Below are 15,243 nucleotides of genomic sequence, written 5' to 3'. Positions count from 1 at the left end.
TGAAATTACATTATTAAATTTTGTCAAAAAGTTTCAGGTAATGCATACGTTTGAGTATAAAACATCTTAATTCACCATTACTGAAAATACGTGTATACTCATTTTGTACAACAAGGAATACAATATGGCTAAAAAACAAGTAACTGAACCTAGTTTTGAAGAAACACTTAAACAACTTGAAACCATTGTTTCACAATTAGAAAATGGTGATTTACCATTAGACGAAGCATTGAATGAGTTTGAAAAAGGTGTCAAATTAGCTAAATCAGGTCAAAAGCAATTACAACAAGCGGAACAACGCATTCAGATATTATTATCTGAAAATAGTGATGCAGAACTATCTGAATTTTTAACCGATAATAATGAATAATTTAAAACCATTACAAGAGCGAATCAATACGTTCTTAACGACATATATTACTCAGTTCCCTTCTTCTAAATTGCAGCAAGCTATGAACTATAGCTTGTTAGCTGGCGGTAAGAGAATCCGCCCAATACTGGTCTATTTAACTGGGCAAATGTTTGATTGTCCGTTATCAAAACTTGATGAAGCAGCGGCTGCAATTGAAATGATTCATACTTATTCATTAATTCATGATGATTTACCTGCTATGGATAATGATAACCTACGACGCGGAAAACCGACATGTCATATCCAATATGGACACGCTGAAGCAATACTTGCTGGTGATGCATTGCAATCATTAGCGTTTAGTATATTATCTGAAAGCCAACATCTGGATAATCAAGTTAAAATTAACATGATTGCAGAACTTGCCAATGCTAGCGGGTTAGCAGGTATGTGCTTAGGACAGTCACTTGATTTGCAAGCAGAGCACCAATCTATCACCCTTGAACATTTACAAAAAATCCACAACTATAAGACTGGAACATTAATTAACGCGGCGGTCCGATTAGGTGCATTTGCCAGTGGCGATATAAGTAAGCCTTACTATCCCTTGCTCAATAGCTATGCCCAAGCAATTGGACTCGCTTTTCAAATTCAGGATGACATTTTAGATGTCATTGGTGAACAAGCTATTATGGGCAAACCTAAAGGCTCCGATATTATACATGAGAAATCTACCTATCCTGCTTTATTAGGCTTACAAACAGCTATAGATATGACAAAACAGTTATATAATCAAGCTATCGATAGTCTCAACCAAATACCTTATAATAGCCAATCACTGCAAGATCTCGCTGGTTTTATTATAAATCGAAATAGTTAACACGATAACTTAATGATAAAAATGAATTTGGATAATTATCCCTTATTAAAAAAAATTAACTTTCCAGAGGATCTACGATGTTATCCTCAATCTCAGCTGCCTGAAATTTGTCGCGAGTTAAGACAATTTTTATTAAATTGTGTAAGTCAATCTAGTGGACATTTAGCATCAGGACTGGGTGTGGTTGAGTTAACAGTAGCACTGCATTATGTTTATCATACCCCTTTTGATAAAATTATTTGGGATGTTGGTCATCAAGCTTATCCACATAAAATTTTAACTGGCCGACGAGATCAAATGCTCACAATCCGGCAAAAAGGTGGACTTCATCCATTCCCACATCGCAATGAAAGCGAATATGATGTTTTAACTACAGGCCACTCTTCGACTTCTATCAGTGCCGCTTTAGGTATTGCTATTAGTGAGCAAAAAAAACAATCTGGACAAAAGGTAGCGGCAATTATTGGTGATGGCGCACTTACCGCTGGTATGGCATTTGAAGCAATGAATCATGCTGGGCATATTAAACCCGACATGTTAGTGATTGTTAACGACAATGACATGTCAATTTCAGAAAATACAGGTGCACTTAATCAACATTTAGCCCAGATTCTTTCAAGTAAAACGTATACTTCTTTCCGTGAAAGTGGCAAACGAGTGCTTGCTAATATTCCACCTTTAAAAGAATTATTTAAAAAAACCGAAGAACATTTAAAAGGTTTAGTGACACCAGCAATCTTATTTGAAGAACTTGGTTTTAATTATATTGGTCCTGTTGATGGGCATGATGTTGAAAGTTTAGTAACCACTTTACAAAAAGTTCGGCAACTAAAAGGCCCTCAATTACTTCATGTTATTACGCAGAAAGGCAAAGGTTATGCACCAGCAGAACAAAATCCAACTTTATGGCATGGTGTACCAAAATTTAATCCCAAAGATGGAATATTGCCAGAGACAAATAAAGTTATACCAACCTATTCTCAAGTTTTTGGTGATTGGTTGTGTGAAATGGCGCAAAATGATAAACAACTAATGGCTATCACTCCTGCAATGAGTGAAGGATCTGGTATGACCAAGTTTGCCAATCTTTATCCAGATCAATTTTTTGATGTCGCCATCGCTGAACAACATGCAGTTACACTTGCTGCGGGTTTTGCTATTAGTGGTTTAAAACCAATCGTGGCAATTTATTCAACTTTTTTACAACGCGCTTATGACCAAGTTATTCATGACGTTGCCATTCAAAACTTACCTGTTTTATTTGCTATAGATAGAGCCGGTATTGTTGGTGCCGATGGTGAAACGCATCAGGGCTCATTTGATTTAAGTTTTATGCGTTGCATACCTAATTTTGTCATAATGACGCCTAGTGATGAAAATGAGTGTCGACAAATGCTCTATACAGGTTATTTACATAATGGTCCTGTAGCAGTGCGATATCCACGTGGTGAAGGTATTGGAGTGCAATTAGAACCATTAGCACCCATACCAATAGGTGAATCAAAATTATGCATTGAAGGAGAAAACATAGCTTTACTCAATTTTGGCACATTACTACCTGAAGTTTTACAGGCGGGTAAAAAAATTAATGCTACAGTCATAGATATGCGTTTTGTTAAACCATTAGATGAAAAAGTCCTTTTGCACATTAGCCAAACTCATAATATACTTGTCACTGTAGAAGAAAATAGTATTAAAGGCGGTGCTGGTAGTGGCGTCTGTGAATTTTTATTATCTAAAAAAATAAAATGTGATATTTTAAATATTGGATTACCAGATAAGTTTATTCCTCAAGGATCTCAAAATGAGATGAGAGATGAGATGGGATTAAACTGTGAACATATTATAGAAAAAATTAATGAATTTATAAATAAATAGGTTAAATATGGAAACTCAAGCTGTCACTATTCAAATTTTTGGACGTACATTAAAATTCAATTGTCCGGTTGATGAAGTTGACGCACTAACCAATGCCGCAAAAGATTTGGATGAGCGCTTATCTAATTTGCGTGAAAAATCTCCACAAATAGGTAGTGAGCAACTTATCATGACTGCAGCACTCAATATTTCTTACGAGTTAACTAAGGAAAAAGAAAAAAGTAACGAATTTAGCCATAGGCTAAAAATGCTACAACAATTGCTTGATTCTGCTTTGAATACCAACAATTAACGTTTTTATTTGTAAATTTGATAAAAACTTCCTTGTATCATTTGTTAAATTCTGTAATATTATATGCATCTCTGGGATGTTCGCGATGTGGGTTAGTCCCCTGAGCCGATACTCTTTATATTAGAATGATGTGACTTTTGATTGGTGTGTAAGCCTTACTTGTAAGGAAACCTAAAAATCGAAACATGTTGTTCACCTTGAACCTTGGGTTCAAGGGTTACGACCCTAAACGACATCTTGGAGTGCTTTTATCTCGTTTTATTTCTACAGTGATAACTGATGAATATTAGACAGAATATACGCCAAAAAAGACGCCAACTCTCCTTAACTGAACGCATTAATGCGCAAAATACTATTTATCAACAAATCACCCAACATCAAAGTATAAAATTAGCAAAAAATATAGCAATATTTCTATCATTCGATGGTGAAGTGGAAACAAAACCCATTATAGAATATCTATGGCAACAAAATAAATCTGTCTATTTGCCTGTTATACACCCATTTGCTTCTTCGCATTTACTCTTTTTAAAATACACTCCACAAACACCTTTAATTAAAAACAAATTTAATATACTGCAACCAGCTTTAAATGTACTAAATGTATTACCATGCCAAAAATTAGATATTATTTTTACTCCATTGGTTGCTTTTGATGAAAGAGGTTATCGTATCGGTATGGGTGGAGGATATTATGATCGTATGTTAGCTAATTACCAAAGCCAGCAAATTTTGCCTATCGGTCTGGCGTTTGCATGCCAAAAAGTACCTCATATTGATAATCAACCATGGGATGTCAAACTACCAGAAATCATCTACGCTTAATATTATCAATAATGGCAATAACCCAGTATGGTTAAGCATTATTGGCAAAATTTTTTTGATTTTTATTATTAATTAGCCATTGAAATGATAAAAAGTAAGTAAGCAAACAAAATAACTATGCCGACAAAACCAAGTAGGAAAAGGTAAGTCGGCATTTTTACCTAAAAAGAGTTGTTATTTAACAATTTGTTTGAGTTCATCTAATAAACTTGAATAATTGACCTTTGCATATTGGGTTACATCTACTTCAATCACTTGACCTAAAGCAAACTGATCATACTTTCTGGTTTGGCAGATTTGATAAAATTGTTCTTTCGTCACTAAATCGTCGGCTAAATTGCGATCTTCAAGTTTATCACCATAGTGATAATGTTGCATAATATGACTCAAGTGACGTTCTGGCGAGCGGTCGCGCAGGTAGCGACGTTGCCATAATATATCAAAGTCAGCAACTAAGCGAATTGTAATCACTTGATAATAATAGTGATCAGCAAATTCACTGAGTTGCTTTTTTTGCTTATCACTGAAAGGATATTCAGAAATAATGATCCTTTTACCTGCATCCATATACAGTTGCAACACACCATAATAAAAATGCCAGACTTTGTGTTCTAATGCCTCTTTTTCAGCTTTAGAATTAAAACCAATCGATTCGGCATACAAAACTTTAGCTTCATCGGGTGTTAATACAAAGCTGTCTTTAAATTGCTGTTGCAATTGTTTAACTAGATACGTTTTGCCTGTACATGGACAACCTGCCAGTAAAATTAAATATTTCTGCATATCAATGCACCTCAGTTAACACGACCATTCACATTAAGAAATAGACTCATTTTATGCTTCACAATTTCCTTTACCGCCTGATTAGCAGGAATAACATTGTGGCGTAATGATTTATTCACTTCAGTTTGTACGAACTTATCTTTGGCCACTTGTGTCCAGTTAACTAATAACTCGGTACCTACATTAAATTTGCGAATACCATTATTAATCAATTCAGGATAATCTTCTTCTTTAACACCTGTCCCACCATGAATAACCAACGGAATATTGACAAGGGAATGTATTTCTTTCAATAACGGAATGTTCACTTCTGTTTTTGATTTAAATTGTCCATGATTAGTGCCAATCGCAACGGCTAAAGCATCAATACCCGTTGCTTTAACAAATTCTAACGCATCTTTAGGGTTAGTATAGACTTTGTCATTATCATCAACCTTAATCCCCTCTTCTGTGCCACCTATGGTGCCCAGCTCCCCTTCAACTGATACTCCACGCGCATGGGCATATTCAACAACCGCGCGCGTTTTTAATATGTTTTCTTTAAAAGGTAGTGAAGAACCATCAAACATGACTGAGGTAAAACCGCTGTCGATTGCTTGTTTAATATCATCAAAATTTTTGGCATGATCTAAATGCAATACAGCATCAACTATCTCTTCATCTGCGATAGCTTTTACTGCATTTACCAAAACTTTATAGCCAATATAACGTGCCGTATCGACACTTGTTTGGATAATAATGGGGGCACCGACTTCTTTGGCTGCTCGAAGCATATCGGGTAACATTTCTAAATTATGTGTATTAAATGCACCTACGGTAAAATTAAGCTTTTGCGCTAATGAAGTGACAGCTTTTAGATTGGTATACATAATAATTTTCCTTTAATCTCGTAGAATCGTTACTTGTTTGGCGATATTACGCATGGAATCCATTTTATTCAGCCAAAAATCGATATCAGCCATTGACCCATGTGTTGCAGCCTCGGCGCGTTTTAGGTTATATAAACTCATTAAAATTTTATAACCCTCTCCAATTGATTTTTTATGTTGTAAACTGATTTCTAAATACTCAATCGCTAAATCAATACGTTCTAATTGGTAATACAGCATTCCTGTTTTTTCATATAAAACAGCCAAAAGTTTTGCATCGTCACTGTTCGCAATTTGTTGTTGCAATTGCTGAATCGATTGCTCAATTTGAACGATTTGTTCTGATGTTAAACTGGCTTTTATTTCGGTCTTGAATTCTTCGACTTTAGGTTTGTTTTTTCTGAAGAAGCTAAACATAGCAATTATCCTTGTTAAAAGTGTTTCAAGATTGGACCTAACACCCACGCATAAAGTAATGCGACTGTAACGGTATCCACATCCGTTGCTGTAGCATTAACAAAGCCCATTTGCGTAAAAATAGTAACGAGCAGTGCAGGCAATAAGGTAATAAAAAAGCCATGTGCTATCCCGCCAATTAAAGCACCACGACGCCCACCAATCGCATTACCAAATATGCCTGCGGTTCCCCCTGCAAAAAAGTTAGTTAACATGCCAGGTAAGATCATCGCTAAACCAAAGAACGGCAGTGTTAACATCGCAATAACTGTACCAATTGAAGTAGTAATAAAACCTAAAATCACTGCATTTGGGCTATATGGAAAGAACACCGGACAATCAAGCGCTGGAATTGCATTTGGTACCACTTTCATGGCAATTCCCCTAAACGCTGGCACGATTTCTCCCAGCAATAAGCGCACACCTGCTAACAATACATAAATCCCTACCACAAAAATAATTGATTGTGTAAAGGCATAAATCACATAATTTTGAGAGCCTGATAAAGTTGAGGCATATTGTTCACCAGCAAACAGTACAGTAATAACATAAAGTGGTACCATAACCACCATTACAGATAGATAAGTATCTTGTAAAAATTCGAATGACTTGGGCAATTTCATATCTTCAATTGAGCGTTTGTTCTCACCTTTTTCACCCACTACATAAGCAACACCCGCTTCAAATAGATAACCGATTGTACAAAAATGACCAAGAGCAATATCATTTGATCCTGTCACTTTATAGATAATTGGCTGCGCAATGGCTGGCATCATTACTGCAAAAATAGCACCAATCAAACCTCCCACTAAAATTAAAGCTATTCCAGAAAGGCCTGCTACACTACCAAATACGGTCGTCATGGTCGCCATCCACAAAATCGCCTGCCCAGTTAAAAAGATATATTTCCAACGAGTTAAACGAGCAATAAGAATATTGAAAATAAAGATCATCAAAAAGGTCAGTGCAATATCGCGACCTAAACCTAGTTGATTCATGGCTTGTCCGTTTATGGCTTCAATGGATGGAATGATACCTTGCATATCAAAGCCGGCGGTAAAGATTTGACCAAAATAAGTCAAACTACCAACAATAATGCTTGAACCTGCATTTAACACCTGAAAGCCTAATAAGGTTTTAAGTGTTCCTGAAATAATTTGTCCGACTGATTTTTTTTGTAAAATAAGCCCAAGCATGGCGATTAAACTAATTGTTATTGAAGCCTGAGTTAAAATATTGTCGATAATAAAGTTAATCACATTCATAATATTCTCCTGTTATCGCTACTAAATCAGTCCTTTTTGCTGTAAAACGGGGCAAAGCTTTTCCTCAATTTCAACTTTGGAAACAATATTTCTAAGAAACACGATGGTGGTTTTATCGTTGATATTGAATTTGGCAAACTGTGGGCGAAAGTTTTCAGCCGTGATAATGATATCGGCATTCATCGCTGCAGCGGATGAAATATCAGTATGATCTAAATTAGCTTCAATACCTTTAGCTTTTAGCACGTCTTCGGTAGCCATTTGTGCAGCAAAACTACTGCCTAATCCTGCGCCACAAACAAATAAAATAGTTAAATTACTCATTTTCAATCCTCCTACGACTGAGTTGTTTAAACCGATTTTGTTTCATTAAATAAAATTGTTTTAAATTCCTGTACCGATTGGCACGTGGTGAGTTGCGTAAGTTTTTGTTCATCATTAATCAACTCAATTAAGCTACGCATAATATTGAGATGAGAAAAAGAATCGATAGCTGCCAAACAAAATATAATTTTTACTGGTCCCATATCTGAGTTACCAAAATCCACAGGGTCACGCATCGTTACCACACTCACCCCTAATTGATTCACGCCATCTTCGGGTCGAGCATGCGCTAATGCTAAATCCTTTCCTATCACAATATACGGACCATATTGTTCAACCGAGCTAATCATGGCTTGGATATAGGATGGTAAAATGAAACGTTTTTTTAGTAGTGGTTCAGCAGCATTAGTGATAGCTTGGCGCCAATCACGGCAATCTTGCTGTAATATGATGTCATCATCAGTCAAAATATCTTTCAACATAGGCTGAATTTTCCTTTTATTAATTTTAAGATTATTAATCGCTAAACACTTTTCAAGCCGGTTATAGATTGGTGCAGACACAACACCACCACTTTCTTGGATTAAATTGACAAGAGAGTAAAAAAGATCAGTGGCATCATCTAAATGGTTGACAATGCGTTGGTTAGATCGGTGTTTAGCTAGAAAATCGGTGATAATGGGATGATTTTTTTCTTTCAAAATTGGTTCTAACACCAATACGGGATGAGCCGAATGCTGTAACGGAAATGTAGAAAAAATTAAGTCATAATCAAGCTGATCTAATAAATCAAGATTATTTCGACCTAGAATGGCCAAAATATCAATATTAAAAAACTCTTTGAGTGTTTCAGCTAATAAATTAGAAGTCGCAATCCCATGATCACAAACAACCACTGCTTTAAAAAAATAGCTACGATCTTGGTTAATTGCACTAGCGAAAGTAGAAAAATGAATTGTTAAAAAGGCGATTTCATCATCAGAAACTTTATGACTTAAATTTGCTTCAGGGCTTTGTATAAAGCGTTTAATTACGGTGTAAATTTCATCGTAATTTTGTTTAATATTATCAAGTAATGGATTAATAATGTGGATATTATTACTTACTCTGGCAATCAATCCTGCTAAGTGTTTACAAAGGTTTTCATAAAGTTGTTCTTGTTTGGTTGAAAATGGAATGTGTGTTTTTTCTTCAACATAATTCACCAATTTAATTGCCAATAACTGTGCATTTAACCACTCGACATAGTTATTAATATCCTTAGTGTTGAATGCTTCAAGCATATAAATAATATATTGTTGTTCTTGTCGGTTGGTTTGCAACTTTTCATGTTGGCAAACTAAATGAATAAATTTGGTGATTTGCCCCGATTCATGGTGTTTAAAATCGGCTCTAACCATAGTTAAATGATGTTGATGTTGATTGCGAATTACCCAAATGGCAGTAAAGATCACTATTTGTTGAACATAGATTTCATCATGAATTTGACTGATGGTTTTATGGGCAAGTTTTAATAGGTTTATAATCAGATTTTGAGGTACATACTTAAAAAGTAATTGTTGTATTAAATTCAGTTCATGTAATGGTTTATTCAATTCTAGATTACCATAGAATTGGTTAATTGCTTCATACATCATTAAACGGATAGAGCGCTCTAATCCTATGAGCTGCATTCCTTGTTTGGGCAAGCTGATTAATTCAATATCGTATTTTTTTAATCGTGTTTTAAGTTTACGAATATCTTCATCTAATACACTTTTCGAAACAAAATAGATATTTTCTTTATGACATAAAATAGTTGAGCAACTAGAAAAAGCAATGGATAACAACAAATCAAATTGGCGTTCATCCTTACTTAAAATGGGTGAAATAGATACCCCTAATAACGCATTATGGACTTGCTGTTTTTGTTCTTGTGTGGCATCAATGATAAAGCCTTTATTACGTACCGTTGAAATTTCGGGTAAACATCTTTTTTGCAAAAAAGCATTAATTTCATTAATTTCATTGCGTAGCGTTCGTGCACTAATTTGGAAATCTTCCGATAGCATTTCGACAGTTAAAGGATAGTCGATGGAAATAAATTTCTTAAATAATTCAATGGTTCTTGTTCGCATAAACTTATTCACCTATTTACTTCTTAAATGCAGTATAAGTGAGATAAATTTGCTTACCTAGTTGGTATTTTTGCAAATATAAATTGCAAAATTTATAGATTGGAAATAATCAAAGAAAGGAAATTAAAGAAAGATAAAAAAATGAATCCTGCTTTAAGGATTCATTTAATTATTTTTTAGAAAATAACATTAACCATGTTTTTTTCGTTTTTCAATTGCGGTTATCAATGGACGGTGACATTTATAGATCATATCTGACGGAATCATGATCAGTTCAGCAATAGGTACTGTCCAATCAGGAATTTCAGTGTTGTCAGGATTTTTTTCATCTATGGGTACATCCACTGCAAAACGTTCAGTATTAGCAAATAATTGCTGTTTCTTCGCAATATCTTTATCGTCTGCATCACTAAGCATACGACAATTATCCAACACGGTTTGGGCAAAAACTTCCGGCCAGTTTTCGGGTACATTTTTTAACGTAACGAGTTCAGAAAGGTACCGAAGCATGTCACGAAATAATAACAAATAGACCATTTGTAAATTGCGACCTGATAAATTAGCCAGTTGTTCATCGTTCAATTTATCATTTATAACACTCGGTCCCCACTTAAAAAATAGAGTATCCTTATATTGGTTGATAATCGGTTTGATGGCTTTGTATTGCGTTTTTACCACATTATCAATTTCACGTGAAATTTGCATAGTCGGATAACCAACATTATTACGACCATAAAGGTCTCGCCCTGAAAGCGCTGGCATTTCTTTTTTGGTTGGTAATAGTTTTTTAAGCAATCCTAGCATATTACCCCCCCTTACTATTTATTTTTTTGGCGCACAATTTCAAATAAACAAACACCTGTTGCAACCGATACATTAAGTGAAGAGACAATGCCTGACATTGGAATACTGACTAATTCGTCACAATGTTCTTTCGTTAAACGACGCATGCCCTCACCTTCTGCGCCCATCACCAAAGCCAGTGACGTTGGGGTCGATGATTTATAAAATTCAGTTTGATAAAGCGTTCTATCGGCTTCACCAGCAGTACCGACAATCCAAACTTGGTATTCATCTTGTAGCATTCGCATGGTACGGGCTAAATTAGTTACTCTCACAACAGGAACACTTTCTGCCGCACCGCACGCTACTTTTTGTGCGGTAGAATTAAGTGGTGCTGAGCGATCTTTTGGCACGATAATAAAACTTACGCCAGCTGCATCAGCTGTACGAATACATGCCCCTAAATTATGTGGATCAGTCACACCATCTAAAATTAAGATGACAGGATTGGGTTGCTGTTCCATCAGTAGTGGAATATCGTTTTCATGATAACCACGGCTTGGTTTAACCATAGCTAGAATACCTTGATGAACACCATTTTTGGTTTTTTCATCCAACCACTGACGATTAGCTACTTTAACAGGCAATCCCAGTTGTTCCAATTGATGAATAAGGGCAATTAGACGTTTATCTTCACGCCCTTTAATAATAAATACCTCAATAATTCTTTCTGGTGAACGCGCTAATAATGCTTCAATAGCGTGCATACCATAAACTGTTTCACTCATCTATTTGCTACTCTTTGTTTTAACTCGTTGTTTTTTAGTTGTCGATTTCGATTTACTGTTTTTCTTTGTATTATTTTTTGATTTAGTTTTAGTTTTTACAATCGCTTTCGCTTTTGTTTTGGTCTTAGTTTTGCTTTGGGTTTTATTTTCAGCTTTAGTGCTAGCATTAGTACTTCTTTTCTTGCTGGATGATTTTTTCGCTTTTCGTTTAATTGGTAAATCAGCACTTAAATCGATTTTATCCTGTTTGGATCTATCTTTGGCTGTTTTACCTTGACGTTTCGGCTTATTATTACTTCCCACTAACGAAAAATCAATTTTACGTTCTTCTGGATTCACATTATCGACTTTAACTTGTACTTTATCGCCCAAACGATATACGAAACGAGTATTTTCGCCGATAAGACGGTTGCGTGAGCCATCAAAATTATAATAATCATTTTCAAGTGAAGAGACATGAACTAAACCGTCAATAAACAAATCATCTAAACGAACAAAGAATCCAAAATTAACGACACTTGAAATAGTTCCATTAAAGACTTCACCAACATGATCTTGCATGTAATCACATTTAAGCCAATCCACAACATCGCGAACAGCTTCATCAGCTCGACGTTCTGTCATTGAGCAGTGTTCACCAAAGTAAAGCATTTCACTGGTACTATAACGATAACCACCCGTTTTGCTTGTTTTGTGATTTTGGTCAGCTAAAATCCATTTAATGGCTCGATGTAAGAGTAAATCTGGATAACGACGAATAGGCGAAGTAAAGTGTGCGTACTCTTCAAGTGCTAAGCCAAAATGTCCACGATTTTCTGGATCATAAATGGCTTGTTTCATTGACCGTAAAATAACAGTTTGTAGCATATCATGATCTGGTCGCTCTTCAACCGCAACCATTAACTCAGCAATATCTTTTGGTTTAGGATTCGAACCACCTCCAAGAGATAACCCAAGTTCACTTAAGATACTGCGCAGATTATTCATACGCTCTTCATCAGGTTTATCATGTACACGGAATAAAGATGGTACATCAGCTTTAATCACGAATTTTGCAGCAGCTACATTCGCTAAGATCATACATTCTTCAATGATTTTATGAGCAACATTACGCTGAGTCAATTCGATACTTTCAATACGTTTATCGGCATTAAAAATAAATTTTGGTTCTTCGGACTCAAAACCTATCGCACCACGCGCAATACGAGCTTTATCAAGTACATTATAAAGACCTTGCAAGTTTTCAAGATGTGGGATTAAATCACGATAATGCTCACGCAATTCTTTATCACCATCTAAAATCTTAGCAACTTTGGTATAAGTCAATCTTGCATGGGAATTCATCACGGCTTCGTAGAATTCATAACCTGTTAGACGACCTTTATTTGATACAGTCATTTCACACACTAAACATAAGCGATCAACTTGCGGGTTTAACGAACAAAGCCCGTTAGATAACACTTCTGGTAACATAGGGATCACGCGAGATGGGAAATAGACTGATGTACCGCGTAAGCAAGCTTCTTTATCTAATGCTTTACCTGGACGGACGTAATAACTTACATCTGCAATTGCGACCCATAAGCGATAACCTCCTCCACGATTTTTTTGGCAATAGACAGCATCATCAAAATCACGAGCATCTTCGCCATCAATTGTAACCAAAGGTAATTCACGCAAATCCTTGCGTCCTTTTTTGGCATTTTCTGGAACTTGTTCGGTAAATTTGCTGGTCTCTTTTATAACCGCTTTCGGTAATTCATAAGGGATCTCGTGATTACGAAGCGCAATATCAATGGCCAGATTAGTTCCCATAATTTCGCCAAGCACTTCTTTAATTATCCCTACCGCTTTTTGACGACGCTCTGGTCGTTGCTGTAATTCAACTACCACAACAGAGCCCATACGTACCGTACGATCAGGTTTGCCCACAATCAAAATATCAAAATTTAAACGACTGTCATCTGGCACTACAAAGCCAACACCTTGTTCGATAAAATATCGTCCGACAATAAAATTACTACGAGGCTCTAAAATTCGCACGACCCGTGCTTCGACTTTACCACGATATTGGGTTCCCAATGGTTGAGCTAAAATCACATCGCCTTGTAACACTTTTTTCATTTGTTCAGGTGATAAAAAATAATCCTCTGGATTACCTTCTACTCGCAAAAAACCAAAGCCATCACGGTGTGCAATTACACTTCCTTTAACCATATCAAATTTTTCAGGTAAGGCATAACATTTGCGGCGGGTAAACACGACTTGTCCATCACGTTCCATCGCACGCAAACGACGATGCAAAGCTACTTTTTGCTCTTCATTTTTAATCGCAACAGCTTGGGCAATTTTCTCTAAATTGGCTGGTTTTGCTTCTTTTTTAAGGTAATCTAAAATAAGTTCACGACTGGCAATTGGGGAATCATACTTTTCTGATTCTCTATCAAAGAAAGGATCTTTTATCATAAGTAACATCCTGTGATCTAATATTAATGCTAGCATAACACAGAGTGATATAACTTAAAATGAACATTCAATTTATCAAGAACAATCAGAGGATTCTTAATTCATTTTTAATTTTTATTAATAAATTATTAATATTGATAAACACAAAAGACAGATATCAAGCTTTATTAAATTATACATCAACAGCAATTTACTATTCAGACGATAATTTAGATCATAAAAAATTAGACGGTAAAAATGATTGGGTTAAAAAATTATCGAATGTATCTTCATAAAATAATACATTAGTTAGTTTCAATTAAATGTTATTTTCACTAAGCTATTTTTATGTTAGCTGTAATAATAACGATCCACATATTATATATAAATAGTCATTTTATTTACTAAAATAATATAAGCTATTTCAGTCTAGTGATAACTCTATTAACTCTTATAAAATCATTATTACCTATTTGCTTACTCTTTATTTTATTGCATACAATTAATACCCAATTAATTGATATGTTTTCTTTTAGAATTTGAATTACATTAATTTCTGAATTTAAAAAATTTATTAACGAAATAGTTTTTGTTTTTTTTAACCTTTCCAACACATACAGTTATATTAATTAAACAATTTTTTATATTCAATTTTCATCTGTATTATTGTGTTATCTTATTGATTTACAACATGCTATGCATCAATATAATATTGATATAAAATTTAGTTATAACTTAGATAATAATTTCGAAAATAAGGAAATACTGAAAAACATGAAAAAAACGATTGTTTTTATTTTAGAAAAAATTCTTTGGGCTTGTATAATATTACCAGGTTTGTTCGTTGCAGGCCTTGTAGACTATTCAGTAGAAAGTTGGCATGGCATATTATTTACTTCTAAGAACGTAAAATTGGCATCTTCTTCCTTTATGTTATCAATTATTACTGTATTTATAATATTTTTTTGGGATAAACAATGTGAAAATTGGTTAAAATACTTATTTATCGCTATCTTTGTATGTATTATAGCGTCGTATTTACCTATTTTTTCACCTTCCGTCGCCTATTTTATTCGAGCCTATGGTATTTATAATATCCTTGTTATAGGAACGGTCTTAGTCTTTTTTGTGTTTTTTAGTCATTGAGAAGTTTCCCATTGCTTTAAAAGTTTAGACTTTTGATTAA

General features: G+C 34.9%; 15 protein-coding genes and 1 other RNA gene. 7 read left to right on the top strand and 9 right to left on the bottom strand.

Features of this window, described 5'->3' with window-relative positions; genetic code table 11:
• The first annotated feature begins 124 nt into the window (after window positions 1–124).
• The 6 genes from xseB (at window position 125) to A9G17_RS11015 (ending at window position 4,227) form a co-directional block, all read left to right on the top strand.
• Window positions 125–370, top strand: a complete 246-nt coding sequence (xseB, locus tag A9G17_RS11040) for an exodeoxyribonuclease VII small subunit (RefSeq protein WP_065738748.1) — start codon at window positions 125–127, stop codon at window positions 368–370.
• Entirely contained in the window at window positions 363–1,232 is an 870-nt protein-coding gene (gene ispA / locus A9G17_RS11035) for a (2E,6E)-farnesyl diphosphate synthase (RefSeq protein ID WP_065738747.1), read from the top strand. The genes xseB and ispA overlap by 8 nt, the downstream gene beginning before the upstream one ends.
• Before the next feature lie 15 nt (window positions 1,233–1,247).
• Complete coding sequence (gene dxs / locus A9G17_RS11030) at window positions 1,248–3,110, top strand: 1-deoxy-D-xylulose-5-phosphate synthase (protein ID WP_065739153.1); 1,863 nt, start codon at window positions 1,248–1,250, stop codon at window positions 3,108–3,110.
• 7 nt (window positions 3,111–3,117) lie between these two features.
• On the top strand, window positions 3,118–3,402 hold the full coding sequence (gene zapA / locus A9G17_RS11025) for a cell division protein ZapA (protein ID WP_065738746.1): 285 nt from the start codon (window positions 3,118–3,120) through the stop codon (window positions 3,400–3,402).
• A 65-nt stretch (window positions 3,403–3,467) separates the two neighbouring features.
• A non-coding RNA gene (gene ssrS, locus A9G17_RS11020) (6S RNA) lies at window positions 3,468–3,649 on the top strand.
• 32 nt (window positions 3,650–3,681) lie between these two features.
• A complete protein-coding gene (locus tag A9G17_RS11015) occupies window positions 3,682–4,227 on the top strand; it encodes a 5-formyltetrahydrofolate cyclo-ligase (protein ID WP_065738745.1) in 546 nt (181 codons plus the stop codon).
• 174 nt (window positions 4,228–4,401) lie between these two features.
• Here the strand turns inward: A9G17_RS11015 and A9G17_RS11010 are convergent, their stop codons facing one another.
• From A9G17_RS11010 to rnr, 9 genes are all read right to left on the bottom strand, one after another.
• The gene (locus A9G17_RS11010; protein ID WP_065738744.1) at window positions 4,402–5,010 is read right to left on the bottom strand and encodes an AAA family ATPase; all 609 of its coding nucleotides are present in this window, start codon (window positions 5,008–5,010) and stop codon (window positions 4,402–4,404) included.
• Window positions 5,011–5,021: 11 nt separating this feature from the next.
• Window positions 5,022–5,879 (bottom strand): class II fructose-bisphosphate aldolase, encoded by an 858-nt coding sequence (locus tag A9G17_RS11005; RefSeq protein ID WP_065738743.1) that lies wholly within the window; start codon window positions 5,877–5,879, stop codon window positions 5,022–5,024.
• Between the two features lie 12 nt (window positions 5,880–5,891).
• Window positions 5,892–6,296, bottom strand: coding sequence for a hypothetical protein (locus tag A9G17_RS11000; RefSeq protein ID WP_065738742.1), 405 nt, complete (start codon window positions 6,294–6,296; stop codon window positions 5,892–5,894).
• Between the two features lie 14 nt (window positions 6,297–6,310).
• A complete protein-coding gene (locus A9G17_RS10995; RefSeq protein WP_065738741.1) occupies window positions 6,311–7,600 on the bottom strand; it encodes a PTS sugar transporter subunit IIC in 1,290 nt (429 codons plus the stop codon).
• A gap of 21 nt (window positions 7,601–7,621) precedes the next feature.
• A complete protein-coding gene (locus A9G17_RS10990; protein WP_065738740.1) occupies window positions 7,622–7,924 on the bottom strand; it encodes a PTS sugar transporter subunit IIB in 303 nt (100 codons plus the stop codon).
• Window positions 7,925–7,950: 26 nt separating this feature from the next.
• A complete protein-coding gene (locus A9G17_RS10985) occupies window positions 7,951–10,041 on the bottom strand; it encodes a BglG family transcription antiterminator (RefSeq protein ID WP_065738739.1) in 2,091 nt (696 codons plus the stop codon).
• 189 nt (window positions 10,042–10,230) lie between these two features.
• Complete coding sequence (locus tag A9G17_RS10980) at window positions 10,231–10,845, bottom strand: hypothetical protein (protein ID WP_065738738.1); 615 nt, start codon at window positions 10,843–10,845, stop codon at window positions 10,231–10,233.
• 14 nt (window positions 10,846–10,859) lie between these two features.
• Window positions 10,860–11,612, bottom strand: a complete 753-nt coding sequence (rlmB, locus tag A9G17_RS10975; protein WP_065738737.1) for a 23S rRNA (guanosine(2251)-2'-O)-methyltransferase RlmB — start codon at window positions 11,610–11,612, stop codon at window positions 10,860–10,862.
• Window positions 11,613–14,078 carry a ribonuclease R gene (gene rnr, locus A9G17_RS10970; RefSeq protein ID WP_065738736.1) on the bottom strand — a complete coding sequence of 822 codons (2,466 nt, stop codon included), beginning with the start codon at window positions 14,076–14,078 and terminating at the stop codon, window positions 11,613–11,615.
• A gap of 753 nt (window positions 14,079–14,831) precedes the next feature.
• Here rnr and A9G17_RS10965 point away from each other — a divergent pair.
• Window positions 14,832–15,203 carry a hypothetical protein gene (locus A9G17_RS10965; protein WP_065738735.1) on the top strand — a complete coding sequence of 124 codons (372 nt, stop codon included), beginning with the start codon at window positions 14,832–14,834 and terminating at the stop codon, window positions 15,201–15,203.
• Window positions 15,204–15,243 lie beyond the last annotated feature (40 nt).

Source organism: Gilliamella sp. wkB7 (assembly GCF_001693435.1).
In the GTDB taxonomy this organism is placed as follows: domain Bacteria; phylum Pseudomonadota; class Gammaproteobacteria; order Enterobacterales; family Orbaceae; genus Gilliamella; species Gilliamella apicola_N.
Note: the sequence above shows the minus strand (reverse complement) of the source record. Positions and strands in the feature narration are given on the sequence as shown.

Bases quoted from the DNA above. Each gene is read 5' to 3' on its own strand.
- xseB (WP_065738748.1), top strand. From the start codon at position 125: ATGGCTAAAAAACAAGTAACTGAACCTAGTTTTGAAGAAACACTTAAA.
- ispA (WP_065738747.1), top strand. From the start codon at position 363: ATGAATAATTTAAAACCATTACAAGAGCGAATCAATACGTTCTTAACG.
- zapA (WP_065738746.1), top strand. From the start codon at position 3,118: ATGGAAACTCAAGCTGTCACTATTCAAATTTTTGGACGTACATTAAAA.
- A9G17_RS11015 (WP_065738745.1), top strand. From the start codon at position 3,682: ATGAATATTAGACAGAATATACGCCAAAAAAGACGCCAACTCTCCTTA.
- A9G17_RS11010 (WP_065738744.1), bottom strand. From the start codon at position 5,010: ATGCAGAAATATTTAATTTTACTGGCAGGTTGTCCATGTACAGGCAAA.
- A9G17_RS11005 (WP_065738743.1), bottom strand. From the start codon at position 5,879: ATGTATACCAATCTAAAAGCTGTCACTTCATTAGCGCAAAAGCTTAAT.
- A9G17_RS11000 (WP_065738742.1), bottom strand. From the start codon at position 6,296: ATGTTTAGCTTCTTCAGAAAAAACAAACCTAAAGTCGAAGAATTCAAG.
- A9G17_RS10995 (WP_065738741.1), bottom strand. From the start codon at position 7,600: ATGAATGTGATTAACTTTATTATCGACAATATTTTAACTCAGGCTTCA.
- A9G17_RS10990 (WP_065738740.1), bottom strand. From the start codon at position 7,924: ATGAGTAATTTAACTATTTTATTTGTTTGTGGCGCAGGATTAGGCAGT.
- A9G17_RS10985 (WP_065738739.1), bottom strand. From the start codon at position 10,041: ATGCGAACAAGAACCATTGAATTATTTAAGAAATTTATTTCCATCGAC.
- A9G17_RS10980 (WP_065738738.1), bottom strand. From the start codon at position 10,845: ATGCTAGGATTGCTTAAAAAACTATTACCAACCAAAAAAGAAATGCCA.
- rlmB (WP_065738737.1), bottom strand. From the start codon at position 11,612: ATGAGTGAAACAGTTTATGGTATGCACGCTATTGAAGCATTATTAGCG.
- rnr (WP_065738736.1), bottom strand. From the start codon at position 14,078: ATGATAAAAGATCCTTTCTTTGATAGAGAATCAGAAAAGTATGATTCC.
- A9G17_RS10965 (WP_065738735.1), top strand. From the start codon at position 14,832: ATGAAAAAAACGATTGTTTTTATTTTAGAAAAAATTCTTTGGGCTTGT.